20 protein-coding genes are annotated in these 24,319 nt (G+C 57.7%); 13 read left to right on the top strand and 7 right to left on the bottom strand.

The window, feature by feature from the left end; translation table 11 throughout:
• The first annotated feature begins 129 nt into the window (after positions 1-129).
• Positions 130-1,644 (top strand): D-alanyl-D-alanine carboxypeptidase family protein, encoded by a 1,515-nt coding sequence (locus RBH71_RS19770; RefSeq protein ID WP_003515257.1) that lies wholly within the window; start codon positions 130-132, stop codon positions 1,642-1,644.
• An 84-nt stretch (positions 1,645-1,728) separates the two neighbouring features.
• The gene (locus tag RBH71_RS19775; RefSeq protein ID WP_003515258.1) at positions 1,729-1,989 is read left to right on the top strand and encodes a hypothetical protein; all 261 of its coding nucleotides are present in this window, start codon (positions 1,729-1,731) and stop codon (positions 1,987-1,989) included.
• A 93-nt stretch (positions 1,990-2,082) separates the two neighbouring features.
• On the opposite strand, the gene gyrA is transcribed toward RBH71_RS19775, so the two are convergent.
• Positions 2,083-4,875 (bottom strand): DNA gyrase subunit A, encoded by a 2,793-nt coding sequence (gyrA, locus tag RBH71_RS19780; RefSeq protein ID WP_003515259.1) that lies wholly within the window; start codon positions 4,873-4,875, stop codon positions 2,083-2,085.
• Positions 4,876-5,092: 217 nt separating this feature from the next.
• Here gyrA and RBH71_RS19785 point away from each other — a divergent pair, with 217 nt between their 5' ends.
• Both RBH71_RS19785 and RBH71_RS19790 read left to right on the top strand, forming a co-directional pair.
• On the top strand, positions 5,093-5,722 hold the full coding sequence (locus tag RBH71_RS19785) for a MarC family protein (RefSeq protein WP_323687459.1): 630 nt from the start codon (positions 5,093-5,095) through the stop codon (positions 5,720-5,722).
• Positions 5,723-5,845: 123 nt separating this feature from the next.
• Positions 5,846-6,994, top strand: coding sequence for an HPP family protein (locus tag RBH71_RS19790; protein WP_003515261.1), 1,149 nt, complete (start codon positions 5,846-5,848; stop codon positions 6,992-6,994).
• A 65-nt stretch (positions 6,995-7,059) separates the two neighbouring features.
• Here RBH71_RS19790 and RBH71_RS19795 read toward each other — a convergent pair whose 3' ends face one another.
• Positions 7,060-7,635 (bottom strand): single-stranded DNA-binding protein, encoded by a 576-nt coding sequence (locus RBH71_RS19795; RefSeq protein WP_003515262.1) that lies wholly within the window; start codon positions 7,633-7,635, stop codon positions 7,060-7,062.
• 265 nt (positions 7,636-7,900) lie between these two features.
• Between RBH71_RS19795 and uvrA the strand changes: the two genes are divergently transcribed.
• Positions 7,901-10,822 carry an excinuclease ABC subunit UvrA gene (gene uvrA, locus RBH71_RS19800; protein WP_003515263.1) on the top strand — a complete coding sequence of 974 codons (2,922 nt, stop codon included), beginning with the start codon at positions 7,901-7,903 and terminating at the stop codon, positions 10,820-10,822.
• Between the two features lie 56 nt (positions 10,823-10,878).
• Positions 10,879-11,679 carry a DUF72 domain-containing protein gene (locus RBH71_RS19805; protein ID WP_003515264.1) on the top strand — a complete coding sequence of 267 codons (801 nt, stop codon included), beginning with the start codon at positions 10,879-10,881 and terminating at the stop codon, positions 11,677-11,679.
• Between the two features lie 5 nt (positions 11,680-11,684).
• Here RBH71_RS19805 and dusA read toward each other — a convergent pair whose 3' ends face one another.
• On the bottom strand, positions 11,685-12,701 hold the full coding sequence (gene dusA / locus RBH71_RS19810; RefSeq protein ID WP_111827992.1) for a tRNA dihydrouridine(20/20a) synthase DusA: 1,017 nt from the start codon (positions 12,699-12,701) through the stop codon (positions 11,685-11,687).
• A gap of 560 nt (positions 12,702-13,261) precedes the next feature.
• On the opposite strand from dusA, the gene RBH71_RS19815 reads away from it, so the two are divergent.
• From RBH71_RS19815 to RBH71_RS19835, 5 genes are all read left to right on the top strand, one after another.
• Positions 13,262-14,104, top strand: a complete 843-nt coding sequence (locus RBH71_RS19815) for a TylF/MycF/NovP-related O-methyltransferase (protein WP_323687460.1) — start codon at positions 13,262-13,264, stop codon at positions 14,102-14,104.
• Between the two features lie 8 nt (positions 14,105-14,112).
• On the top strand, positions 14,113-14,517 hold the full coding sequence (locus RBH71_RS19820) for a hypothetical protein (protein ID WP_323687461.1): 405 nt from the start codon (positions 14,113-14,115) through the stop codon (positions 14,515-14,517).
• A gap of 370 nt (positions 14,518-14,887) precedes the next feature.
• Positions 14,888-15,382 carry a ferritin-like domain-containing protein gene (locus tag RBH71_RS19825; protein WP_003515270.1) on the top strand — a complete coding sequence of 165 codons (495 nt, stop codon included), beginning with the start codon at positions 14,888-14,890 and terminating at the stop codon, positions 15,380-15,382.
• A gap of 347 nt (positions 15,383-15,729) precedes the next feature.
• Positions 15,730-16,419 (top strand): fumarylacetoacetate hydrolase family protein, encoded by a 690-nt coding sequence (locus RBH71_RS19830; protein WP_003515271.1) that lies wholly within the window; start codon positions 15,730-15,732, stop codon positions 16,417-16,419.
• A 37-nt stretch (positions 16,420-16,456) separates the two neighbouring features.
• Complete coding sequence (locus RBH71_RS19835; RefSeq protein ID WP_003515272.1) at positions 16,457-16,990, top strand: gamma carbonic anhydrase family protein; 534 nt, start codon at positions 16,457-16,459, stop codon at positions 16,988-16,990.
• Positions 16,991-17,029: 39 nt separating this feature from the next.
• Here RBH71_RS19835 and zur read toward each other — a convergent pair whose 3' ends face one another.
• The 3 genes from zur to znuC are packed head-to-tail and all read right to left on the bottom strand — an operon-like array spanning position 17,030 to position 19,159.
• Positions 17,030-17,434, bottom strand: coding sequence for a zinc uptake transcriptional repressor Zur (gene zur / locus RBH71_RS19840; RefSeq protein ID WP_003515273.1), 405 nt, complete (start codon positions 17,432-17,434; stop codon positions 17,030-17,032).
• Positions 17,431-18,249 carry a zinc ABC transporter permease subunit ZnuB gene (gene znuB, locus RBH71_RS19845; protein WP_003515274.1) on the bottom strand — a complete coding sequence of 273 codons (819 nt, stop codon included), beginning with the start codon at positions 18,247-18,249 and terminating at the stop codon, positions 17,431-17,433. The genes zur and znuB overlap by 4 nt, the downstream gene beginning before the upstream one ends.
• Complete coding sequence (gene znuC / locus RBH71_RS19850; protein WP_323687462.1) at positions 18,242-19,159, bottom strand: zinc ABC transporter ATP-binding protein ZnuC; 918 nt, start codon at positions 19,157-19,159, stop codon at positions 18,242-18,244. The genes znuB and znuC overlap by 8 nt, the downstream gene beginning before the upstream one ends.
• A 104-nt stretch (positions 19,160-19,263) precedes the next feature.
• Here znuC and znuA point away from each other — a divergent pair, with 104 nt between their 5' ends.
• Complete coding sequence (gene znuA, locus RBH71_RS19855) at positions 19,264-20,250, top strand: zinc ABC transporter substrate-binding protein ZnuA (RefSeq protein WP_003515278.1); 987 nt, start codon at positions 19,264-19,266, stop codon at positions 20,248-20,250.
• Positions 20,251-20,271: 21 nt separating this feature from the next.
• Here znuA and RBH71_RS19860 read toward each other — a convergent pair whose 3' ends face one another.
• Positions 20,272-21,324 carry a LacI family transcriptional regulator gene (locus RBH71_RS19860; protein ID WP_003515280.1) on the bottom strand — a complete coding sequence of 351 codons (1,053 nt, stop codon included), beginning with the start codon at positions 21,322-21,324 and terminating at the stop codon, positions 20,272-20,274.
• 499 nt (positions 21,325-21,823) lie between these two features.
• Between RBH71_RS19860 and RBH71_RS19865 the strand changes: the two genes are divergently transcribed.
• Positions 21,824-24,289: a beta-mannosidase gene (locus tag RBH71_RS19865; RefSeq protein ID WP_035252173.1), complete on the top strand. Its 2,466-nt coding sequence runs from the start codon at positions 21,824-21,826 to the stop codon at positions 24,287-24,289.
• The last annotated feature ends 30 nt before the right edge of the window (positions 24,290-24,319 follow it).

Consider the following 24,319-nt stretch of genomic DNA (forward strand, 5'->3'; position numbering starts at 1 on the left):
GACAGATTGCGCCCGAAAAGTCGCATTTTATGGAGCGTGGATACCTTTCATAAACCACTTGGTAACGCCATCCCGATAAAGTTTCTTCCCGGAGCACTCGGGCGGGGCGCGTCCGAGCGGAACAGAAATATGCGATTGAAGAGTTCAGCAGTGTTGAAAAGTCTATTTGGGGCAGATTCGCGCAAAGCGGGTGCGACGTCTTTGGTGAGGTTCGTTGCGTTGACCCTTGCTGCGGCGTTCATAACCGCAACATCCGTTGGCACCGCACAGGCGGACCCGAAATATGCGGGCATCGTCATTGATGCCAAGACCGGCAAGGTTCTCTACGGCGAAGATCCGGATGGCCTGCGCTATCCTGCCTCGCTGACGAAGATGATGACGCTTTATCTTACGTTCGAGGCGCTCAATTCCGGGCGCATTTCGCTCGATTCCAAGGTGCCGGTTTCGGCCAACGCCGCCAAGGAGCCTCCTTCCAAGCTCGGCGTGCGCGCCGGTGGCAGCATCACGGTCGAGCAGGCAATTCTTGCGCTCGTCACCCGTTCCGCCAACGACATGGCCACCGCACTAGGTGAATATATCGGCGGCTCCGAAGACCGTTTTGCCAGAATGATGACCGCCAAGGCCCGTGCGCTCGGCATGACGCGCACGACCTATCGTAACGCCAACGGCCTGCCTAACACGGCGCAGATGACGACGGCGCGTGACCAGGCCCGCCTCGGAATAGCCCTTCGCCAGCATTTCCCGCAATATTACGGCTACTTCTCCACGCGCACCTTCAATTTCGGCAAGCAGGTCATCGGCAACCACAATCGTCTAGTGGGAACCGTTCGCGGCGTAGATGGCATCAAGACAGGTTATACCCGTGCCGCCGGAAGCAATCTTGCAACATCGGCACAGCTAGACGGTCGCTCCATCGTCGCCGTCGTTCTTGGCGGCCGCTCGAGCGCTGCCCGTGACGCCACCATGCGCAAGCTTGTTGCGACCTACCTGCCGCAGGCCTCCCGCAGCGGCAACAGCAACCTGATTGCGCAGACGAGATCGGCACCTGTCGAAGAGCCAGTCGCTGTGGCTGTTGCTGCTCCACCTGTGGCAGTCGCGGCTCCGTCCGCAGCTGTCGCTGCGACAGATTCCGGCCTGCCCCATGCCGGCCCCGTACCGCAGACCCGTTACGAGGACGCGCCGGTTACCGCCTTTGCAGGCTCCTCTTCCAATGCGGCCGTAAAGGCCATGGAAGCCGCCACCTGGCAGAAGGGCAAGGATCCTATTTCTCAGGTAGCCGTCGCGCCTGACCGCAAGTTGATTACCAACTCGACCAAGGTGGACAATATCGTCACCGCGTCCACGCCGGCATCTGTGCCCTCCACCCCTTCCGTTTCGGCAAAGGCTGAAGCTCCGCAGGGCGGCTGGGTGATCCAGATTGGCGCATCGCCGGATGAAAACTCGGCACGTGGCCTGTTGCAGAATGCGCAGGAAAAAGGCGGCGCCGCCCTTCGGTCCGCAAAACCCTTCACGGTGGCCTTCAGCAGAGAAGGCTCCCAGGTATACCGCGCCCGCTTCGGCGGCTTCGACGGCCAGGCCGCCGCGGTAAATGCATGCAATGCATTGAAAAAGAAAGGCGTCAGCTGCTGGGCGTCACTCCAGTAATCGACGTTCGTGCAGGCGGTGTCTTATTTGTTGAAACATCGCCTGTCTCCTCGAATTGTGTAATGTGTAGCGAGGCTTTCCAAGATGGCAGTTAACGAGAACTATTCGGACATTGCGTCTGGCAACGGGCAAGGCAGTCTGTCGGTTCTGCATCCCATTCACGAGGCGGCAATGCGCATTGCCGATCTCGGTCTTAACCGCTCCAAGGCAAAGACGCGTGATCTCGTCAGCCTGCTTCTGTCGCACGGCGCCCGCGCCTGGCGTGCCAATCAGCCGGAAGCCAATATCCACCTTCATGTCGGCCGCCGCTCCGGGCGTGCACCGGTCCATATCCGGATCCGCTGACAAAACGAACATAACCGGACGAGACAAAGAAAACCCCGCGGAGCCTGTGCACCGCGGGGTTTTTGTTGATTGACAATGAAGAAACGAGACGGCTTACGCCTCGCTCTCCGGTGCCTCTGGCGTATCCGGCAGAGTGTCTGCCACATCTTCGCCATTGCCGTTTTCCGCCTCTTCGTCGCCTTCAGGCTCGTTGATACGTTCCACGGAAACCACCTTCTCGTCCTTGGCGGTGGAGAAGATCGTCACGCCCTTGGTGGCGCGGCTTGCGATACGGATGCCGTTTACCGGCACACGGATCAGCTGGCCGCCATCGGAAACCAGCATGATCTGGTCGCCTTCGTCCACCGGGAAGGCCGCAACGAGTTCGCCGATTTCCGTCGTCTTCGAGGTATCGGTGGCGCGAATGCCCTTGCCGCCACGACCCGATGTGCGGAAGTCGTAAGACGAAGAACGCTTGCCGTAGCCTTTTTCAGAGACGGTCAGCACGAATTCTTCGCGTGCCTTCAGTTCCTGATAACGCTCTTCGCTGAGTTCGCCTTCTTCCGCGACTTCCTCGCCAACCAGTGCAATATCTTCCTCATCGACCCCGGCGGCACGCCGCTCGGTGGCCGAACGCTTGAGGTAGGCCGCACGCTCCCACGGTTCAGCTTCCACATGGCCCACAATGGTCATGGAGATAATGCGGTCGCCATCCGCCATGTTGATACCGCGCACGCCAACCGAGTTGCGGCCGGCGAAGACGCGGACATCGTCGACGGGGAAGCGGATGCACTGGCCGAGTGCCGTCGTTAGCAACACGTCATCCTGATCGGTACAGGTTTCGACGGAGAGGATTTCATCGCCCTCCTCGTCCAGCTTCATGGCGATCTTGCCGTTGCGGTTGACCTGCACGAAATCGCCGAGCTTGTTGCGGCGAACCGTGCCGCGCGTCGTCGAGAACATCACATCGAGCGTTTCCCAGGTCGTTTCGTCCTCGGGCAACGGCATGATGGTGGTGATGCGCTCGCCTGGTTCCAGCGGCAGCATGTTGATGAGGGCCTTGCCCTTCGACTGCGGCGTACCGATCGGAAGGCGCCAGACTTTTTCCTTGTACACGATGCCGCGCGAGGAGAAGAACAGCACCGGCGTATGGGTATTGGCGACAAAGAGACGGTTGACGAAATCTTCGTCGCGCGTCGCCATGCCGGAACGGCCCTTGCCGCCGCGACGCTGTGCCCGGTAGGTGGTCAGCGGCACGCGCTTGATGTAGCCGAGATGCGAAACGGTGACGACCATATCTTCGCGGGAGATGAGGTCTTCATCATCCATGTCAGGACCGCCTTCGACGATCTCGGACCGGCGTGGCGTGCCGAACTCGTCGCGGATGGCAATAAGCTCATCCTTGACGATCTGCATGATGCGCAGCCGTGAAGACAGGATTTCGAGATATTCGCTGATTTCCGCACCGATCTTGTTCAGCTCGTCGCCGATTTCGTCGCGGCCAAGCGCCGTCAGGCGGGCAAGGCGCAATTCGAGAATGGCGCGTGCCTGCTCTTCGGAGAGATTGTAGGTGCCGTCTTCATTGATGCGGTGGCGCGGATCGTCGATGAGACGGATCAGGCTTTCCACATCCTGCGCCGGCCAGCGCCGCGTCATCAGCTCCTCACGGGCCGAAGCCGGATCGGGAGCATGACGAATGACGCGGATGACTTCGTCGATATTGGCAACCGAGATCGCCAGACCGACCAACACATGCGCGCGGTCGCGCGCTTTGCGCAGCAGATACTTGGTGCGGCGGCTGACGACATCCTCACGGAAGGACACGAAGGCGCGCAGCATGTCCAGCAGCGTCATCTGCTCCGGCTTGCCGCCGTTCAGCGCCACCATGTTGCAGCCGAAGGAGGTCTGCAACGGCGTGTAGCGATAGATCTGGTTCAGGATGACTTCGGCATTGGCGTCGCGCTTCAGCTCGACGACGACGCGATAACCCTGGCGGTCGGACTCGTCGCGCAGATCGGAAATACCCTCGATGCGCTTTTCCTTGACCAGTTCGGCCATCTTCTCGATCATCGTCGCCTTGTTCACCTGATAGGGAACCTCGGTGATGATAATCTGCTCGCGGTCGCCGCGCATCGGCTCGATGGTCGCACGGCCGCGCATGATGACCGATCCGCGACCCGTCTCATAAGCAGAGCGAATGCCGGAACGGCCCATGATGAGCGCGCCGGTCGGGAAGTCCGGGCCGGGAATGATCTGCATCAGTTCAAGCAGCTCAATCGCCGGATTGTCGATGAGGGCGATACAGCCGTCGATGACTTCGGAAAGATTGTGCGGCGGAATATTCGTCGCCATGCCGACGGCGATGCCGCCTGCCCCGTTGACCAGAAGGTTCGGGAATTTCGCGGGAATGACGACCGGCTCATGCAAGGTGCCGTCATAGTTGTCGCGGAAATCCACCGTTTCCTTGTCGAGATCGTCGAGAAGCGAATGCGCTGCCTTTTCGAGACGGCACTCGGTGTAACGTTCGGCCGCCGGCGGATCGCCGTCGATGGAGCCGAAGTTGCCCTGTCCGTCGATCAGCGGCAGGCGCAGAGACCAGTCCTGCGCCATGCGCGCCAGCGCATCGTAAATCGCCGCATTGCCGTGCGGATGGAATTTACCCATCACGTCACCGGTGACGCGGGCGCATTTGACGTATTTCTTGTTCCAGTCGATGCCGAGTTCGGACATGCCGTAAAGAATACGGCGATGAACCGGCTTCAGACCGTCACGGACATCGGGAAGCGCGCGGGAAACGATAACGCTCATGGCGTAATCGAGATAGGACCGCTGCATTTCCTCAATGATGGAAATCGGTTCAATGCCTGGCGGAAGTTTTCCGCCGCCGGGGGGGCTCTGGTCAGTCAAAACGGATCACATTCTCTGTTAAGAATCGGATGGATTTTTATAGCGGAAACAGCCACGTTAAGCCAATTTCCAGGCGAGTTTTGAACAGTCTTTTGCGTCATTTGCAAGACATACCCCGCTTTTCGCCATTTAGGTTGGCAAAAGCGACGCCGCTCCCTTTCAAAGCGTGTACGACTTGCGTACGCTCCGGCATAAAAACAAAACATGTGGGGAAAGAATGGCCAGCAGCGAAACGCTCATCAACGCGCTTACAACACTTCTGGTCACGCTCGATCCGCCCGGTCTCGCGCCGGTATTTCTCGCACTCACGGTTGGAATGACGCGCGACCAGCGCGCCCAGGTGGCCCTGCGCGGTTCAATCATCGCCTTCGGCATTCTCGCCATCTTCGCCCTGTTCGGTCTCACCATCCTCAACCTTCTCGGCATTTCGCTGGGTGCCTTCCGCATCGCCGGTGGCCTGCTGCTGTTCTGGATTTCCTTCGAGATGATTTTCGAGAAACGCCAGGAGCGCAAGGAAAAGACCTCGGAGATTGCCATCACCAAGGACCATCTGCACAATCTGGCGGTCTTTCCGCTCGCCTTGCCGTTGATCGCCGGGCCTGGCGCCATTTCCGCGACCGTGCTCCTGGCGGGAACGATGAAGACGACGCTCGAAATGGTCGTGCTTATTCTCATCCTCGCCTTCGCCATGGCCCTCGTCTTCGCCACCCTGATCGTCTCGGAACGCATGGACCGTTTTCTCGGCAATACCGGCCGCGCGATCCTGACAAGGCTGCTCGGCGTCCTTCTTGCCGCGCTTTCCGTGCAGTTCGTAGTGGACGGTATAAAATCGGCCTTCGCATTCTGACGACCATCGGTTCGCAACAAAATGCCGCAACCGGCCGGATTTGCGAAAAATCCGCCCTTTGAATCCGGCTCCTGCCTCGGTTAAAAGACGCGCATCTTTTTTCCGCACCAGAAAGCTCTTTCCATGCGATCCACGCTGCGCCGCCTCATCCCGGATGCCGCTCCCGTCAGTAACCGGGAAAGGCTGCGCGCTGCGGCGGGCGCCTTCGTCGGCATTTCGCTGACGGGACTTCTGGGCAGCCTTGCTTTCCGCTTAGACCCTACCCTGCCCGCCATGATCGCGCCGATGGGCGCCTCGGCGGTGCTTTTATTCGCCGTGCCATCCAGCCCCCTTGCGCAGCCCTGGTCGATCCTCTGCGGTAACATCGTGTCGGCTTTCGTGGGCGTGACGGTGGCTCTACTCGTTCCGGATATTTTCCTTGCCAGCGCGCTTGCCATAAGCCTTGCCATTGCTGCCATGATGGCGCTGCGCTGCCTGCACCCGCCAAGCGGCGCGGTGGCGCTGACGGCCGTTCTCGGCGGTCCCGCCGTGCATAGTCTCGGCTATGGCTTTATTCTCTGGCCGGTCGCCGGAAACTCGCTCATCCTTCTCATCCTCGCGCTCGTTTATAACAATGCCACCGGCCGCGCCTATCCGCACGGCCTGAGGTTTGGAAAGGCCAGCCACGGCACGGCAGACCCGACGCCGATACAGAAAATCGGCTTTTCCTCAGCCGATCTGGACGAGGTGCTGAAGGAATATGACGAGGTTCTCGATATTGATCGCGATGTGCTGGAGATGATTTTGCGCAAGACGGAATTGCGCTCCTGGCGCCGCCGCGCCCTCCACCTCGATTGCGCCAGCGTCATGTCGCGCGATGTGGTCGGCGTCGCCCCGGATGATAGCCTGCGCCACGCCCATTCACTGATGCGCAACCGCCATTTCAAGGCTCTGCCCGTGACCAACGACAGGGCCGAAATCGTCGGCATCGTCACTCAGACGGATTTTCTTGAAAAGGCTAGCTGGAGAAACGGCCGCCCTTCCATCGGTTTCCTGCAGCGCCTGCGCCTTATCCTCTCAGGCGAAAGCGCACCTAACGATACCGTCAAGGATATCATGACATCGCCTGTTAGAACCGTGCGGCCGGAAACGGCGATCGAGGAAGCAATCATCCGCTTTGCGGAGGAAGGCCTGCATTACCTGCCGGTGATCGACGCCAACGGCAAGATGGTGGGTATTCTTTCGCAGTCCGATGTCATGGTTGCGATGCTGGCGGACAAAGCCGCGGCATAGGTCGTCGCGACCTTGAAGCGGGCAACCGGTTCGACCGGCGCCCGCCCCGTCAATCTCGGTCCCGATCAGAACGGGATATCGTCGTCCATGTCACTGGAGAAGCCGCCGGAAGGCTGGCTGCCGCCACGCGAGGCACCGCCGCGGGCCGCCGGCTGCTGGTCGTAACCGCCACCGTAGTTACCGCCGCCGCTGCCATAATCTCCACCGCCGATGTCGCCACCGCTGCGGCTGCCGCCGCCACCTTCGCCGCGACCGTCGAGCATCGTCAGCGTGGAGTTGAAGCCCTGCAGTACCACTTCGGTGGAGTAACGGTCGTTACCGGTCTGGTCCTGCCACTTGCGCGTCTGCAGCTGGCCTTCAATATAGAGCTTGGCGCCCTTTTTCACATATTGTTCGACAACCTTGCACAGGCCTTCGTTGAAAACGACGACCGTGTGCCATTCTGTCTTTTCCTTGCGCTCGCCGCTGTTGCGGTCCCGCCACGTCTCCGACGTGGCGATACGCAGATTGGCAATCGGACGGCCGTCCTGCGTCCGGCGAATTTCGGGATCGGCGCCAACGTTCCCAATCAGAATTACCTTGTTTACGCTACCAGCCATCTCGTCATCCTGTCCGCCAGCCATCGTGACCGGCAATTGCATTTCAAAAAATCCCGCACACAATAACCATCGCCGCCCGCAAAGGGCACCGCAACGGGGAACAATCCACAGCGAATAATCCCGACTTTCTCAGAGAGTACATTCGCACTTGCAATTTGTTCCTTTTTTGTTCTATTAAATCACGAAATTCGAGTCAAGTGAGCCGAAAAGCCATCGATCGATAGGGAATAAACCTCGACACGTCCGGTTGCGTCACTACATAAGGACGCGCCGCCATCAGGCCTGTTAATTTTGTCCGAGCTTTATCATGAGTGAACTGAAGACGATTTCCATCCGTGGTGCCCGTGAGCATAACCTCAAGGGTATCGATCTGGATCTACCGCGCAATAAGCTGATCGTCATGACCGGGCTCTCCGGCTCGGGCAAGTCGTCGCTCGCCTTCGACACAATCTATGCTGAGGGCCAGCGCCGTTATGTCGAGAGCCTCTCGGCCTATGCGCGCCAGTTCCTCGAAATGATGCAGAAGCCGGATGTAGACCGCATCGAGGGGCTTTCTCCGGCGATTTCCATCGAGCAGAAAACCACCTCGAAGAACCCGCGCTCCACGGTCGGCACGGTCACGGAAATCTACGACTATATGCGCCTGCTGTTTGCGCGTGTCGGCGTGCCTTACTCGCCGGCGACGGGCCTGCCGATCGAGAGCCAGACGGTCAGCCAGATGGTCGACCGTATCCTTGCCTTCGAGGAAGGCACGCGCCTTTATATTCTCGCGCCGATCGTGCGCGGCCGCAAAGGCGAATATAAAAAGGAACTCGCCGAGCTGATGAAGAAGGGCTTCCAGCGCGTCAAGGTGGATGGCCAGTTCTACGAGATCGCTGACGTTCCCGTCCTCGACAAGAAGTACAAACACGATATCGATGTGGTGGTGGACCGCGCCGTCGTGCGCCCGGATATGGCAGCACGCCTTGCCGACAGTCTCGAGACCTGCCTCAAGCTTGCCGACGGGTTGGCAGTGGCCGAATTTGCCGACAAGCCCCTGCCGCCGGAAGAAACCTCGGCTGGCGGCTCCGCAAACAAATCGCTCAATGAGACCCACGAGCGTATGCTGTTTTCGGAAAAATTCGCCTGCCCGGTCTCCGGCTTCACCATCCCGGAAATCGAGCCCCGGCTTTTCTCCTTCAACAATCCCTTCGGCGCCTGCCCCACCTGTGACGGTCTCGGCTCGCAGCAGAAGGTGGACGAAAACCTGATCGTGCCCGAACCTGCACGCACCCTGCGGGATGGCGCGATCGCCCCCTGGGCCAAGTCGTCTTCCCCCTATTACAACCAGACGCTGGAGGCGCTGGGCAAGGCCTTCGGTTTCAAGCTGTCGAGCAAATGGACGGACCTTTCGAAAGAGGCGCAGCACGCCATTCTCCAGGGCACTGACGACAAGATCGAGTTCAACTATCAGGACGGTGCGCGCTCCTACAAGACGGTGAAGAATTTCGAAGGCATCGTTCCCAATCTGGAGCGTCGCTGGAAAGAGACTGACAGCGCCTGGGCGCGCGAGGAAATCGAGCGTTATATGTCGGCGGCCCCCTGCCCGGCCTGCGCCGGCTATCGCCTGAAGCCGGAAGCGCTCGCCGTCAAGATCAACAGGATGCACATCGGCGAAGTCACCCAGATGTCGATCCGTATGGCACGCGACTGGTTCGAGACGCTGCCGGAAAATCTGAACGCCAAACAGAACGAGATCGCGGTTCGCATTCTCAAGGAAATCCGCGAACGTCTGCGATTCCTCAACGATGTCGGGCTGGATTATCTCAGCCTGTCACGCAATTCCGGAACGCTTTCCGGCGGAGAAAGCCAGCGCATCCGGCTTGCTTCGCAGATCGGTTCCGGCCTCACGGGTGTGCTCTATGTTCTGGACGAGCCCTCCATCGGCCTGCACCAGCGCGACAATGCCCGCCTGCTCGATACGCTGAAACATCTGCGTGATATCGGCAATACGGTGATTGTGGTCGAACACGACGAGGATGCCATTCTGACGGCGGATTACGTTGTCGATATCGGCCCCGCCGCCGGCATTCACGGCGGTCAGGTCATCGCCGAAGGCACGCCGCAGGAGGTCATGGCCAATCCGAAATCGCTGACCGGCAAATATCTATCCGGCGAACTTGGCGTCGCCGTGCCGGCAGAACGCCGCAAGCCGAAGAAGGGCCGCGAAATCAAGGTTTTTGGCGCACGCGGCAACAACCTGAAGAATGTGACTGCGGCCGTTCCCCTTGGCGTGTTCACCGCCGTTACCGGCGTGTCGGGTGGTGGCAAATCCACCTTCCTGATCGAGACGCTCTATAAGTCGGCAGCACGCCGGGTGATGGGCGCGCGCGAAATTCCGGCCGAGCATGACCGCATCGATGGTTTCGAATTCATCGACAAGGTGATCGATATCGACCAGTCGCCAATCGGCCGCACGCCACGATCAAACCCCGCCACCTACACCGGCGCATTTACGCCTATCCGTGACTGGTTCGCCGGTCTGCCGGAGGCGAAGGCGCGAGGTTATGCACCTGGCCGTTTCTCCTTCAACGTCAAGGGTGGCCGCTGCGAAGCCTGCCAGGGCGACGGCGTCATCAAGATCGAGATGCACTTCCTGCCTGATGTCTATGTCACCTGCGACGTCTGCCACGGCAAGCGTTACAATCGCGAGACGCTGGATGTGACCTTCAAGGGCAAGTCCATTGCCGACGTGCTTGATATGACGGTGGAAGAAGGCGTTGAATTCTTCGCCGCCGTTCCGGCCGTGCGTGACAAGCTGCAAGCGCTGTTCGATGTCGGCCTTGGTTACATCAAGGTCGGCCAGCAGGCCAATACGCTCTCCGGCGGCGAGGCGCAGCGCGTCAAGCTCGCCAAGGAACTGTCAAAACGCTCCACCGGTCGCACGCTCTACATCCTCGATGAACCGACGACGGGTCTCCATTTCCACGACGTCAACAAGCTTTTGGAAATGCTGCAGGCGCTGGTGGATCAGGGCAATTCCGTCGTGGTAATCGAGCACAATCTCGAAGTCATCAAGACGGCCGACTGGATCATCGATATTGGCCCCGAAGGCGGCACGGGCGGCGGCGAAGTGGTGGCAACCGGAACGCCGGAAGACATCGTCAAGAACGAGCGCTCCTATACCGGCCATTTCCTGAAGGAACTTCTAGAACGCCGGCCAGCCGGAAAACGCGAGGCTGCGGAGTAATCCGCACCTTTCGCAGCAAGGGTACGTAAGGCCGATAGCCCGAGGAGGAACAGTATATGTCGACATCAGGCACGATCCGCACCGGTATCGGCGGCTGGACTTTCGAGCCGTGGGAAGGCACGTTTTATCCGGAAAAACTGCCGAAGAAACGCCAGCTGGAACATGCCAGCCGGCAATTGACGGCGATCGAGGTGAACGGCACCTATTATAGCAGCCAGAAACCCGAGACCTTCGCCAAATGGGCGGCGGACGTGCCTGAGGATTTCGTTTTCTCCCTGAAGGCAAGCCGCTTCGTCACCAACCGCAAGGTCCTGGCCGAGGCGGGTGAATCCATGACGAAGTTCCTGACGCAGGGACTGACAGAACTCGGCCACCATCTCGGTCCCATCCTGTGGCAATTCGCGCCGACGAAAAAATTCGACGCCGAGGATTTTGGCGCGTTTCTGGCATTGCTGCCCGAAAAACAGGACGGCATTAGCCTTCGCCACGTGGTGGAAGTGCGAAACCCGACATTTCAGGTGCCGGAATTCATCGATCTTCTCGCCAAACACAAGGTCGCGGTCGTCTGCGCCGACCATCACGATTATCCGATGCTGGCTGACGTAACGGCCGATTTCGTCTATTGCCGCCTGCAAAAGGGCGAAGACGATATCGAGACCTGTTATCCGAAGGCCGAGATCGACCATTGGGCAAAACGGGTCAAGACCTATGCGGCGGGCGGTGTTCCGGATGACCTGCCGCTGATCGCTCCCGATAGAAAAGTCGAGAAGACCCCTCGCGATGTCTTCGCTTTCTTCATCACCGGCGGCAAGGTCAATGCACCAAACGGCGCACAGGTATTGCAGAAATTGGTCTGACTGGCTCAGCCAGCCATTTCTTTCGCCGGGTTGAAATCGACTGCCGCGAACGCCGCCTCGATCACCTCGGTTCCAGCTCCCGGTCGTGTGGCGTCGCTGGAAAGGATTTGCCGGAAACGGCGCGCGCCGGGCATGCCCTGAAACAGGCCGACCATGTGGCGGGTGACGTGATTGAGGCGCCCGCCGGCGGCGATATAGTCGGCGGCGTAGGCCATCATCGCATCACGCAGCCCCATCCAGTCAGCTTGCCGGGCCTCTTCGCCATAAATGCGATGGTCGACATCGGCAAGGATGGACGTATTGTGATAGGCCGCACGGCCCAGCATCACGCCGTCCATATGCTGCAGATGGAGGCTTGCCTGATCGAGATCGGAGATACCGCCGTTGATGCCGATGAAGATGTCAGGATTTTCCCGCTTCATGCGATAGACGAGATCATAATCGAGCGGCGGCACCTCACGGTTTTCCTTCGGCGAAAGCCCTTGCAGCCAAGCCTTGCGCGCATGGATCCAGACCGCATCCGCGCCCGCCGCCACAACCCGCGAAAGAAAATCCGGCAGCACGGCTTCCGGCTCCTGATCGTCCACGCCAATGCGGCATTTGACCGTGACCGGCACCTTCGCAACGGCCTTCATCGCCGTCACGCATTGCGCGACAATCTCGGGTTCGCGCATCAGACATGCGCCGAAAGTGCCGGATTGCACCCGGTCCGAAGGACAGCCGACATTGAGGTTGATCTCGTCATAGCCATAATCGCTGGCGATCCGCACCGCCTCCGAAAGCTTTACCGGATCCGACCCACCGAGTTGCAATGCAACTGGATGTTCCTGAGTGTGATAGTTGAGCAACCTGTCGCGCTGGCCATGGATGATGGCGTCGGCAACGATCATTTCCGTATAAAGCAGCGCACGCTTCGACAATTGCCGGTGCAGAAATCTGCACCTCGTATCGGTCCAGTCGATCATCGGGGCCACGGCAAAGATGCGAGACCCTGATGTCACCGCTTTTTTATAGAAATTCAACTATTTACGCTCGCTTACTAGGGTAAAATTCTGTGATAGTTTTTCATTGAGCAGCACCAATGTTCATGATTGTCGGTCACTATCACGGCGAGAAGATAATAGACGTCTCGATTGATTATACCGCGCAGATCCTTTGAAAAAAAGGCGAGCGTGTAGTTTTTAACAAGGCGAAGAAATTCGACCACAACCCTAACGCTGAAGAATACACGGTTTCTCTAGAGCGAAATCGATGAGGCTGGTGGGCTTGAACGGTTGAATTCGGATCGCTTATCGCTATCCGATGCGAGCGACCGCTAGGTCAAAAATTGTGGGCGATGCTGCCGCTCGTGACGAGCCTCAGCTCGTTCTGGGAACAATTCCCAAGGTCGCGCATTAGTGGTCGTAGACGGCACTAAACACGTATAAATACGCCAAGCAGCGCGGGCGTCGTCCAATTCTTAATGCAGATTACTTTTCGGGCTCATAGAGTCGGACCGAAGTTCGGTTCCGAAATGAGAAATTATATAATCGCCTGACCAGTATTCTCTGATCGACGTAATATTAATTTTTGTGGGGCGCGGATGAGTTTTGGTTCGAAATTTTTGAAAAGTTTGTTTCAAAGTTCTCGTGAGGCGGAGCTTGAAAAATCATGGCCGACTGATTTTTACTCAACTGTTCCACATCGCTATTCCGTAAATCTTCACAGGTACAAAAAGATAGAGGATCAGCTCGATCCCAAAGCATTGTCGAGCGGCTTTACTCACAATGAAGAGCATCATAAACGTGACATGAACCGCTTCTTCACGTTTTGCCTCATATATGATCAAATTAAAAAAGAAAATATATCGGGTGATATCGCTGAACTTGGAGTATATAAGGGAAACACATCTTATATATTGGCGAATTTCGCAAGGGCGCTGGGGCGTACGGCGTATCTGTTTGATACCTTCGAAGGCTTCGATCCGAAAGATATCCAGGGCATTGATTCATCGATCCCCTTGCAGTTTTCCGATACCAGTCTTGAAAAGGTGCGGGAATTTGTAGGCGAGGACAATGTCGTCTACGTAAAAGGGTATTTTCCAGAGTCGGCTACGCAAATTCCGGACAACCTAACGTTTTCCGTCGTTCATCTTGATTGCGACCTTTACAATCCGATGATGAGTGCGCTGAACTATTTCTACCCAAGAATGGTCGAAGGTGGGTTTATCGTTGTCCATGATTATTCGAGCTTGCACTGGGATGGCGCCGAGAACGCAGCTGACGAGTTCTTTTCAGACAAGCCTGAATGCTTGATACCATTAGCGGACAGCGGCGGCAGTGCGATAGTGCGAAAGGCACGGGCATCTTCCGATAAATTCAACAATTGGCGAATAAAGCGACTTCATGATTTGTCGGTAGGAGCCTGGGTTCCCCCCGAGTTTTAAAAACTTATTTGAAAGACGGATGGGCGGAAGTTGAAGACTGGGGCGTCTGGGGCCTGGGCGAACGCCATACGATGTCCTTGATAATTCCATTCGTACCGGAAACGGCCATTAGACTAATATTTGATGTCGATGCTCTATTACTTGGCAGACAGATAGAGCAGACTGTTGCCGTTCTGGTCGATGGTACCAATGTTGCCGAGTGGAAATTTACATCCAAAAATAAACGTGGCGATCGGGAATTGATCATTCCTTTACACTTGCTGCGAAGGGACCAGAATGATGAATCTCCCCCGACAATTTTCTTCGAATTTAGACCCGAGTTTTTTACATCTCCACATTCCCTGAAGCCATCAAGTGAGGATACGCGTCCACTTGGACTTGCGATTCACAAATTGAAGATAGAGGTTGAGTAGAGAAACTGGCCATTGCCCCATTTCGAGAAGGTCTCGGGTCTTTTTTGCCGCTGGCTTTTCTGACGGGGTACGCTACCGGCAAGCAATGATCAACGATTGAGTTTTCCGAGCGATCGTCTTGCAAACTCGCACATATATCAGGGCGGAGAACTCGGCCTCTGAACGATCGTCTGGTCGCTGGCGGTACCCACCTGCTCCTGCCGCAAAAGAAGATTAAGTTCGGTCGGCCAGCCGGGAATTCGTCTAACAAGGAGGTCGGGCGCGAATATGTGATTGTCTTTGTGTTTCGGCTACCAGGTGGTGACGGGAAGGGAACTAAGCCCGCAACTGCGCGTTGTCTAAATGGTAATCAACAAACCGGAGGAATCCCATGAAAACACTTGCGGACATTTTCGAGCACACATTGCAGGACGTCTACTACGCGGAGAACGCTATAACGAAAGCGTTGCCCAAAGTCGCGAAGGCAGCCAAAAGTGCCGAACTAAAGAAGGCCGCCGAGGATCACCTTGCAGAGACCAGGGATCAGATCAAGAAGCTTGACCAGGTCTTTAAATCCATTGGCAAGAAAGCCTCCGGGGAAAAGTGCGACGCCATTGAGGGCTTGATCAAGGAGGCCGAAGGTCTCATGGAGGAGGCAGAAGGAACTGCGCTCGACGCTGGCCTCTTGGCGGCCTGCCAGGCAGTCGAGCACTACGAGATCGCTCGCTACGGTTCGCTCCGCGAATGGGCGAAGGATCTCGGCCACGATGAAGCCCACAAAATTCTGAGCGAAATCCTTGACCAGGAGAAAGCAACCAACAACAAGCTGACTAACCTTGCGGTGACGGCCATCAATAAGACGTCCGCCGCCAAGAAAGCTGCGTAACTCGCGTTTGCGAAGGTCTCCCCAATTTGGGAGACCTTACTTTTTTGAACACTTAAAACGCGAGCCCTACCCCTCCTTCAAGTCTCATCTTGAGCCCACCTTACTGCAGCCTCGACGCGAGCCTAAATTTCACACCTCGTAACCGCCAGATCGAGAGACCTGTAAGAGCTGCTATTTTCACTGAGCAAATTCGATCATCGTGGGCCAAGGCAAAGATTTTTTCGCCGTTTGCAAGCGCTTGTCTGTACCGGAACTACCTCTTTACGGCTGCGGTCATTTTGAACTGGAAATCGCCCAGGAATCGCGGGACAAGACTTGCAGTTCTAAAAAAGACGACAGGAAATCCCATGGCCGCCACCGTCATTCCAGTTCCAGAACCCGTTCTTCTGCCTGTAGAGGGCACAAACGAGATGTTCCCCGTGCGGCGGGTCTATTGTGTCGGCCGCAATTATGCCGATCACGCCATCGAGATGGGCCACGATCCTTCAAGGGAACCGCCGTTTTATTTCCAGAAAAATCCGGACAACCTTCTGCCTGCGGGTCAGGATTTCCCCTACCCTTCGCTGTCGTCGAACGTGCATTACGAAGTCGAATGCGTCGTGGTGTTGAAAAGCGGCGGTGCGGATATTCTGGCAAGCGATGCGCTAGGCCACGTCTGGGGTTACGCGGTTGGCATCGATATGACACGCCGCGACCTTCAGGATGGTTTGAAGAAGATGGGACGCTCGTGGGAGGGCGCAAAAGCGTTCGAATATTCCGCGCCGGTCTCCGCCATCGTTCCCGCAGACAAGATCGGCCATCCGTCGACCGGTGCGATCTGGCTCGATGTCAATGGTGAGCGCAAGCAGACAGGCGATCTTGCGCAGATGATCTGGAAAGTGCCGGAAGTGATTGCCGAGCTTTCCAAGCTGTTCACGCTTGCCGCTGGCGATGTCATCATGACCGGCACGCCTGCAGGCGTCGGCCCCATTGTGCGCGGCGATCGGATCGAGTGTGGTGTAGACGGTGTCGGCACTCTGTCCGTAACGGTCGCCTGATCGCTATCGGCGCATAATCCAAAGGGAGAGAACCGCCATGCCGCTTTATCGCCTCGCAGATCGGGTGCCTCAGACCCCCGCCACGGATCGCTACTGGGTCGCACCCGATGCGAATGTCATTGGCTCGGTGATACTTGCCGAGGATGTCGGCATCTGGTTCGGCGCGACGCTGCGCGGCGATAATGATCCAATCAGCATCGGTCGCGGCACCAATATTCAGGACGGCGTGATGGTTCACAGCGATCTCGGTTTTGCCGCCACGATCGGCGAAATGTGCACTATCGGCCACCACGCCATCATCCACGGCTGCACCATCGGCGACAATTCGCTCGTCGGCATGGGCGCAACGATCCTGAACGGCGCAAAGATCGGCCGCAACTGCCTGGTCGGCGCCAATGCGCTGGTGACGGAGGGCAAGGAGTTTCCCGACAATTCCCTAATCGTCGGATCGCCGGCGCGTGCCGTCCGAACGCTGGATGACGAGGCCGCCGCCAGCATCCGCCGCTCGGCGGAAAATTACATCGAAAACTGGAAACGTTTTTCGAAGGATCTGGAAGTCATCGAAAAATGACGGATGGCGGGCAAGAACGCCCGCTGTCGCCAAACGGTGTTACCCCGCGCAGGCGGCACACAGACCACGAATTTCGATAGTGGTCTTTTCCGCCTTGAACTTGCTGTCCTTGACCCAGCGCTCGAGGCGATGGTCGATCTCGTGATCGTGGAACTCGTTCACCTGGCCGCAGGATTCGCAAATGGCAAAGGCGACGGTGCCATGATGATGCGAGCAGCATTCTGCCTGCGTGTGGGTGCAGGCAACAAAGGCGTTGAGGCTTTCAAGCCGGTGCACGAGACCATATTCCACCAGCTTTTCCAACGCCCGGTAGACCTGCAGCGGCGCGCGAAAACCATCATCGCGCAGCTTGTCGAGGATCACATAGGCGCTGAGCGGCGCATTCGCATTCGACAGGGCATTCATGACCAGCGACTGGTTTTTGGTAAGGTTCTGCGCATTCATGACTTGCCTCCTTCATCTGCGGAGCGGGAAAAACCCGGTGCCGGCAACAGGCTTATAACGAACAGGATCACGGCGGCAACCACGATGGACGGTCCTGATGGCGTGTCGTAACTCAGCGATCCGAACAGGCCGCCAACGACGGCAACCGCTCCGATCAGAGACGCGACCACAGCCATCACCTCAGGCGTGGAAGAAAAACGTCTGGCTGTCGCCGCCGGTATGATGAGCAGCGATGTGATCAACATGATGCCGACAACCTTCATGGCGATGGCAATCACCAGCGCCATCAACAGCGTGAAGATGAGCTTGGCGCGTTCAGGGTTCAACCCCTCGGCCTCGGCCAACTCGGTATTGATTGTGGAGGCCAGCAGAGATCGCCACAGGAACACCATGGAAACCAGCACCACCAGCCCGCCGCCCCAGATCAGCGCGATATCGCTGCGGGTAACGGCCAGAATATCCCCGAACAGGAAGGAGACGAGGTCGATGCGCACCCAGCTCATGAAGGCAACAATGACGAGGCCGATCGCCAGCGCCGAATGAGAGAGTATGCCGAGGAGCGCATCGGCGGAAAGCGCCTGCCGCCGTTGCAGAAAAATCAGCAGGATCGAAACCGCCGAGGCTACAAGAAAGACGCTGACGATGAGGTTGATCTGCAACAGCAGCGACAGCGCAACGCCAAGCAGTGCCGAATGGGCCATCGTATCGCCGAAATAGGCCATGCGCCGCCACACAACGAAGCAGCCAAGGGGACCGGCGGTGAGCGCAACACCGATGCCGGCGATCATGGCGCGAACGAAGAAATCGTCAAACATGCCGCTCTCCCTGCTGGTGGCTTGAAGTGGCATGTCCGTCATGCTCGTGGCCGCAGCCGCAATCCCCATGGTCATGATGATGGTCGTGATGCTGCTCATGCGCATGATGATGGCCATCATCGGGGTGGCAATGTTCGGTCACCGAACCATCCGCGTGCTGCACCCGGCCATCGGGCAGATGGGTGTGGTCGTGATGGTGGCTGTAAACGGCAAGCGCCTTGGCGGCCGACCCACCGAAAAGTCGCATATATTCCGGGCTCTGGCTCACCGCCTGCGGCGTTCCCCGGCAGCAGACATGACCGTTCAGGCATATTACGGTATCGGTTTCAGCCATGACCACATGCAGGTCATGCGAGATTAACAGAATTCCGCAATTGTTTGAATTCCTGATATTTTTTATCAAATCATAAAGCGCGATCTCCCCGGAGAAATCAACGCCCTGCACGGGCTCGTCGAGAACCAGCAGATCGGGCTTGCGCGCAATGGCGCGGGCAAGAAGCGCCCGCTGGAACTCTCCGCCAGAAAGATGCTGCACCTCCGCGTTTGCCAGATGCGCGATACCCGTGGCGTTCAGCGCGGCGTCGATTTCGCGCGCGGGAAGCGGCCCGGTCAGCGTCATCAACCGGCGCACAGAAAGCGGCATAGTCCAGTCGACCGAAAGCTTCTGCGGCACATATCCGACCCTCAGACCGGCAATGCGCGATACCGCGCCTTCGCTCGGCTTCAAGACACCGATCGCCATTTTCGCGCTGGTTGATTTGCCTGAACCGTTCGGCCCGATCAACGTGACGATCTCACCCTTGCTGACGGAAAAATCCACGCCGCGCACGAGCCAGCGACCGTTGCGCTGCACGCCGGCATTGGAAAGTGACACCAGTATCTCTTTGCCCGCATGGGCGGAATGAAGCATGGGATTGTCCGATCGGCGATGTTGCTTACCGCTATCGCATACGTTATAGAGTTACGCAATAAATGTAATAACATAACTATACTTCTTCAAGTGGAGTGCATTTCATGAGATCGTTCGTGATCCCGCTCATGGCATCGGTAGCAATAGCGGCGGCCGCCTCCGGCGCCACCGCCGCCCCAAATGTCGTGGTCTCGATCAAGCCTGTCCATTCCCTCGTCGCGGCAATCATGCGTGGCGTGGGCGAACCGCAACTCATTGTCGACGGCGCAGCCTCACCGCATACCTATAATCTGCGGCCTTCCAATGCCCGCACGCTGGAAAAGGCCGATCTGGTCTTCTGGGTCGGGCCTGGACTGGAGGCATTTCTGCAAAAGCCGCTGGAGGCGTTGACCAGCAAGGCAACAGTGGTCGAACTGGAAGACGCCAAGGGGCTGGAAAAGCTTCCCTTCCGCGAAGGCGGCCCTTTCGAGGCGCATGACGATGGCGAAGAGGCCCATGGAGAACATGCCGGCCATTCGGACAGCGAAGACGCTCATGCTCATAATCATGCGCACGATGACGGCGACCATGAACACGGCGCGTACGACACTCATCTGTGGCTCGATCCGGCCAACGCCAAGGCCATGGCCCAGACGATAGAAACCGCGCTGATTGCCGCCGATGCCGGCAACGCGGAAACCTATCAGGCCAATACGAAAAAACTGATCGACGATCTCGATGCGCTCGACAGCGAAATTGCGGAAACGGTCAAGCCTGTGAAGGACAAGCCCTTCATCGTCTTCCACGATGCCTATCAATATTTCGAGCATCGCTACGGCGTAAAAACGGCGGGATCGATCACCGTCAGCCCCGAAACCCTGCCCGGTGCCGATCGCGTCAGGGAGATGCAGGAAAAGGTTCGCCAACTTGGCGCGACCTGCGTTTTTGCCGAACCGCAATTCGAGCCGAAACTGATCTCCGTCATAACCGAAGGCACGGCGGCAAAGTCTGCGACGCTCGATCCCGAAGCGGCCACGCTTGAACCGGGTCCCGATCTATACTTCAAGATGATGCGCGGCATCGCCGGCTCGCTGAAGGATTGCCTGTCCTGATCCGGACAGGCGTTCCTTCTATCAAGGCTTCGGCGCCATTGAGGACCAGACCGGGCGGCTGACGCTTTGCAGCGTTTCTGGCGGCGCACCGTTGATGCGTGCCAGCAGAGCCTTGGCAAGCTCCCTGCCCGCAAGCTTGATGTCCTCGTTGACTGTGTGGATTTGCGGCTGGATCCAGTTCAGGAATTCGGCGGACTGTTTCGACACGATATCGATATCCTTGCCGATCCTGACACCGGCTGCCTCAAACCCCGCCACAAGCGCAATCGTGCTGCTGCCGCTGATGGAGACAATGCCGTCAGGGCGATCGTCTGATTGCATCAGGCGCTTGCCGAAATCGCGGATCTTGTCGAGCGGCGTCTCGATGGTGATGGCATCCAACGGGAATTCGGAAACGCCGAAATCCCTGATACCGCGGGTGAACCCCTTGCGGGCGTGGTCGTGGAACGCAAACCGCGATGGCGGCACGATGATGGCGATCCTCTTTCGCCCCCATTGCGCCAGCCGCTCCACGGCCTCATAGGCATAAGCCTCGTTATCGAAATCGTGATAGGCGTGCTCAATGCCCATGTCGGACCGCCCATGGGTAACGAAGGGCATTTTGCGCTCCGTCATGAAACGGACGCGCGGATCGTTCGGCTCGATTTTGGAGATGATCACCCCGTCCGCCGAACCGGTTTCGAGAATGTAGCGGATCGGCACCATGGAATCCTTGGCGTGGGTGTGAGGGGTAACGACGAGGTGATATTGCGTCGTCGCAAGAACCTCGGTGATGCCGAATACCATCTGGCTGGTGAAGCCCATCAATTCCTCGTCGACGCTCAGCACCAGCGCGATCACATTGGTCTTGCCGGTGCGAAGGCGCACACCAGCTCGGTTCGGCTGGTAACCGATCTGCTGGGCAATCAGCCGCACGCGCTCCTTGGTTTCCGCGCCGATGTCAGGCGCATCCTTCAGCGCGCGTGACACGGTGGTGATGCCAAGACCCGTCATGTAGGCGATGGTCTTCAAGGTCGGGCGCTCGCCCGTTGTCGCCTTCGCTTCGTCCCTGCCTGAATTACCAGTATCGTTCATGTCATTTCGCCACGCTTTGCAGAACAATAATCATAGATAGCTTTTTGTTTCTTGCAAAGGCAAACGTCGCCGGTCGCCGTCACACCCGATCCGGTCTTCGGGCCTTTGGCTATAACGATGTAGGGCGTGGAAAATATCGAACGGGCTTATTCCTGATTACCGACCTTACGCGCTCTCGAAACTTCCGCTCAAGAGAGAAACAATGCCAAGAAAATAGATTAAATAATACCAATAATTATTTGATATTTATAAATAAAAGTCAATAAATATTAAGGCACCCGTACCCGTGGTTTTCCAATAGTACCAACGGGCATTTTTCGCGCATGAAGTTTCACTCCGAAGACATGACGGAACGATCGTTTTACGGTAACGTTGCCGGAGGGAGGAAATTGCCGAGCTGAGCGAGCTGGATAACGGCTGGCTGGCGGGCATGCATCTTCCCCAGATTCCGACACAAGCCTGCGTCATAATGGCCAGCTTATCCTATTTGAATTCGTCCATGCAGGGTCCCATCATGATTTCTTCCTCCACGCCCGAAACCGTCATCGATCTGGCCGGGCGCTGGCGCCTGACCTCGCTGGAAGGAGACCATACGACCGACCTTACCGTGCCGGGAGACGTTCACAGCGCACTCAAAAACGCGGGCATCATTCCAGACCCCTATCACGGTGCCAATGAAAATGCGGTGCAATGGGTCGCGCATCGGGACTGGATCATAGAGCGGACCTTCATCCTCGATGACGCCGATGCCAGCTGGTATCTCGATATCGATTATCTCGACACCGTCGCGATCGTCTTCGTCAACGATGTCCCGGTCTTGAGTTCGGACAATTGCTTCCGACGTTACCGTCCCGATGTGTCTCGCGCCGTGCGGCCCGGTGAAAACACCATTCGTATCCATTTCCACTCCACCATCGCAGCCGGGGCGGAACGGCAGGCGCGGCAACCTTTTTACATTCCCTATCATGAGGGCAACTCGCCGATTGCCAACGGCAACATGTTGCGCAAGCCACAGTGCCATTTCGGCTGGGACTGGAATATTGCGATTGCTCCGCTCGGCCTTTACGGCAAAATCCTGCTGAAGCGCCTCGATACGGCACGGGTCGAACACGTCGTCACCTCACAACATCATGTCGAGGGCGGCGTCGAGCTGCATGTGGCCATCACGCTGTTTGCCGAAGGTCCGGCGAGCCTTCCGCTCTACCTTTCCCTCAACGACGAAAGGCTGCGGCTCGATTGCGGCGTGGGTGCGGGTGAGACGGTGGTGCGCCACGTCTTCTTCGTGGAAGATCCCGCGCTCTGGTGGCCGGCGGGCAGCGGCGAACAGACGCTCTACACGTTGGCGGTGGAGTTGCCGGATGAAACCGTCACCCGCAGGATCGGCTTCAGGACCATTGAACTTCTGACGGACAAGGATGAGGCAGGTAGCCGATTTGCCTTCCGCATCAACGGCCGGGAAATCTTCTGCCGTGGCGCGAACTGGATTCCATCCGATGCGCTTTATTCGCTGACCAGCCGCGAAAAAACCGAAGACCTTCTGTGTTCGGCCGTCGAGGCCAATATGAACATGATCCGCGTCTGGGGCGGCGGGTTTTACGAGGAAGACTGGTTCTACGATCTCTGTGACCGTCTCGGTCTTCTGGTCTGGCAGGATTTCATGTTCGCCTGCAATCTTTACCCCTGCAGCGAAGACTTTCTCGACAATGTCGAACACGAGGTCGACTATCAGGTAAAACGCCTGTCCTCCCATCCGTCCATCGCGCTCTGGTGCGGCGACAACGAATTGGTGGGTGCCCTCACCTGGTTCGAGGAGCCCCGCAACAACCGCGACCGTTATCTCGTGGCTTACGACCGCCTCAACCGCACCATCGAAAAGGCGCTGAAAAAAGCCGCCCCCGAAGCACTCTGGTGGCCCTCCAGCCCGGCTTCAGGCTACCTCGATTATGGTGATGCCTGGCATGCGGATGGTTCCGGCGACATGCATTACTGGTCCGTCTGGCACGAAAACAAATCGTTCGACAATTACCGCTCGGTCAAGCCACGCTTCTGCTCCGAATTCGGTTTTCAGTCCTACACCTCCATGCCTGTCATCCGCACCTATGCGGAAGAGAAAGACATGAACATCGCCTCCCCGGTGATCGAACTGCACCAGAAGAATGTCGGCGGCAATGAGCGCATCGCTGGCACCATGTTCCGCTATTTCCGCTTTCCGAAGGATTTCGAAAATTTCGTGTATCTGAGCCAGGTGCAGCAGGCGCTGGCCATCCGAACCGCGGTCGACTACTGGCGCTCGCTGAAACCCCATTGCATGGGAACGCTCTACTGGCAGCTCAACGACACCTGGCCGGTTGCCTCATGGTCGAGCCTGGACTACGGCGGCGGCTGGAAGGCGCTGCACTATGCTGCCCGCCGGTTCTTCCAACCGGTCTCGGTTTCCGCCATTCCCTCGGAAGACGGGCGCCGGTTAAGTTTCTCCATGGTCAACGACACGGCGGAAGATGTCGAGATCGACATGAATATTGTCGCCCTCACCATGGAGGGTAACCGCGTGCCGCTGAAATCTGCCAACGGCACGTGCGGTACGGACAAGGCGGCGACGCTGACCGAAATCGACATGGACAGCCTGCCTGATGGTTCCATTCTTGCCTGGAACTTCATAGCATCCAACGGCATGACAGGCGAAGGCCATCATGTGCGCGACACCTACAAGTCTCTGGAGCTACAGCCCTCTGGACTGACGTTCTCCACCGGCACATTGAAAAACGGCCAGCTCGAAATCGATGTCACCGCAGCAGGTCTTGCCCTCTTCGTCATGCTGGAGGCCGATCAGCCCGGGCGTTATTCCGACAATCTGTTCGATCTCGCAGCGGGCGAAACACGCCGGATCATCTTCACCCCGAAGGCGGGCAGCGGGCAGCCGCAGTTCCGTATCTTCGATCTTTATACCTGCCAATCCTCGCATTGAAACCACGCGGCGAAAGGCTTAACCATCCTT

The organism is Rhizobium sp. AN68, assembly GCF_030758035.1.
Lineage (GTDB): Bacteria > Pseudomonadota > Alphaproteobacteria > Rhizobiales > Rhizobiaceae > Agrobacterium > Agrobacterium tumefaciens.

Coding starts and splice junctions, on each gene's coding strand:
- RBH71_RS19805 (WP_003515264.1), top strand. CDS start 10,879: ATGTCGACATCAGGCACGATCCGCACCGGTATCGGCGGCTGGACTTTC.
- RBH71_RS19865 (WP_035252173.1), top strand. CDS start 21,824: ATGCAGGGTCCCATCATGATTTCTTCCTCCACGCCCGAAACCGTCATC.
- RBH71_RS19795 (WP_003515262.1), bottom strand. CDS start 7,635: ATGCAATTGCCGGTCACGATGGCTGGCGGACAGGATGACGAGATGGCT.
- znuC (WP_323687462.1), bottom strand. CDS start 19,159: ATGCTTCATTCCGCCCATGCGGGCAAAGAGATACTGGTGTCACTTTCC.
- uvrA (WP_003515263.1), top strand. CDS start 7,901: ATGAGTGAACTGAAGACGATTTCCATCCGTGGTGCCCGTGAGCATAAC.
- RBH71_RS19770 (WP_003515257.1), top strand. CDS start 130: ATGCGATTGAAGAGTTCAGCAGTGTTGAAAAGTCTATTTGGGGCAGAT.
- RBH71_RS19830 (WP_003515271.1), top strand. CDS start 15,730: ATGGCCGCCACCGTCATTCCAGTTCCAGAACCCGTTCTTCTGCCTGTA.
- RBH71_RS19785 (WP_323687459.1), top strand. CDS start 5,093: ATGGCCAGCAGCGAAACGCTCATCAACGCGCTTACAACACTTCTGGTC.
- zur (WP_003515273.1), bottom strand. CDS start 17,434: ATGAATGCGCAGAACCTTACCAAAAACCAGTCGCTGGTCATGAATGCC.
- RBH71_RS19815 (WP_323687460.1), top strand. CDS start 13,262: ATGAGTTTTGGTTCGAAATTTTTGAAAAGTTTGTTTCAAAGTTCTCGT.
- RBH71_RS19825 (WP_003515270.1), top strand. CDS start 14,888: ATGAAAACACTTGCGGACATTTTCGAGCACACATTGCAGGACGTCTAC.
- znuB (WP_003515274.1), bottom strand. CDS start 18,249: ATGTTTGACGATTTCTTCGTTCGCGCCATGATCGCCGGCATCGGTGTT.
- RBH71_RS19860 (WP_003515280.1), bottom strand. CDS start 21,324: ATGAACGATACTGGTAATTCAGGCAGGGACGAAGCGAAGGCGACAACG.
- RBH71_RS19790 (WP_003515261.1), top strand. CDS start 5,846: ATGCGATCCACGCTGCGCCGCCTCATCCCGGATGCCGCTCCCGTCAGT.
- RBH71_RS19835 (WP_003515272.1), top strand. CDS start 16,457: ATGCCGCTTTATCGCCTCGCAGATCGGGTGCCTCAGACCCCCGCCACG.
- znuA (WP_003515278.1), top strand. CDS start 19,264: ATGAGATCGTTCGTGATCCCGCTCATGGCATCGGTAGCAATAGCGGCG.
- RBH71_RS19775 (WP_003515258.1), top strand. CDS start 1,729: ATGGCAGTTAACGAGAACTATTCGGACATTGCGTCTGGCAACGGGCAA.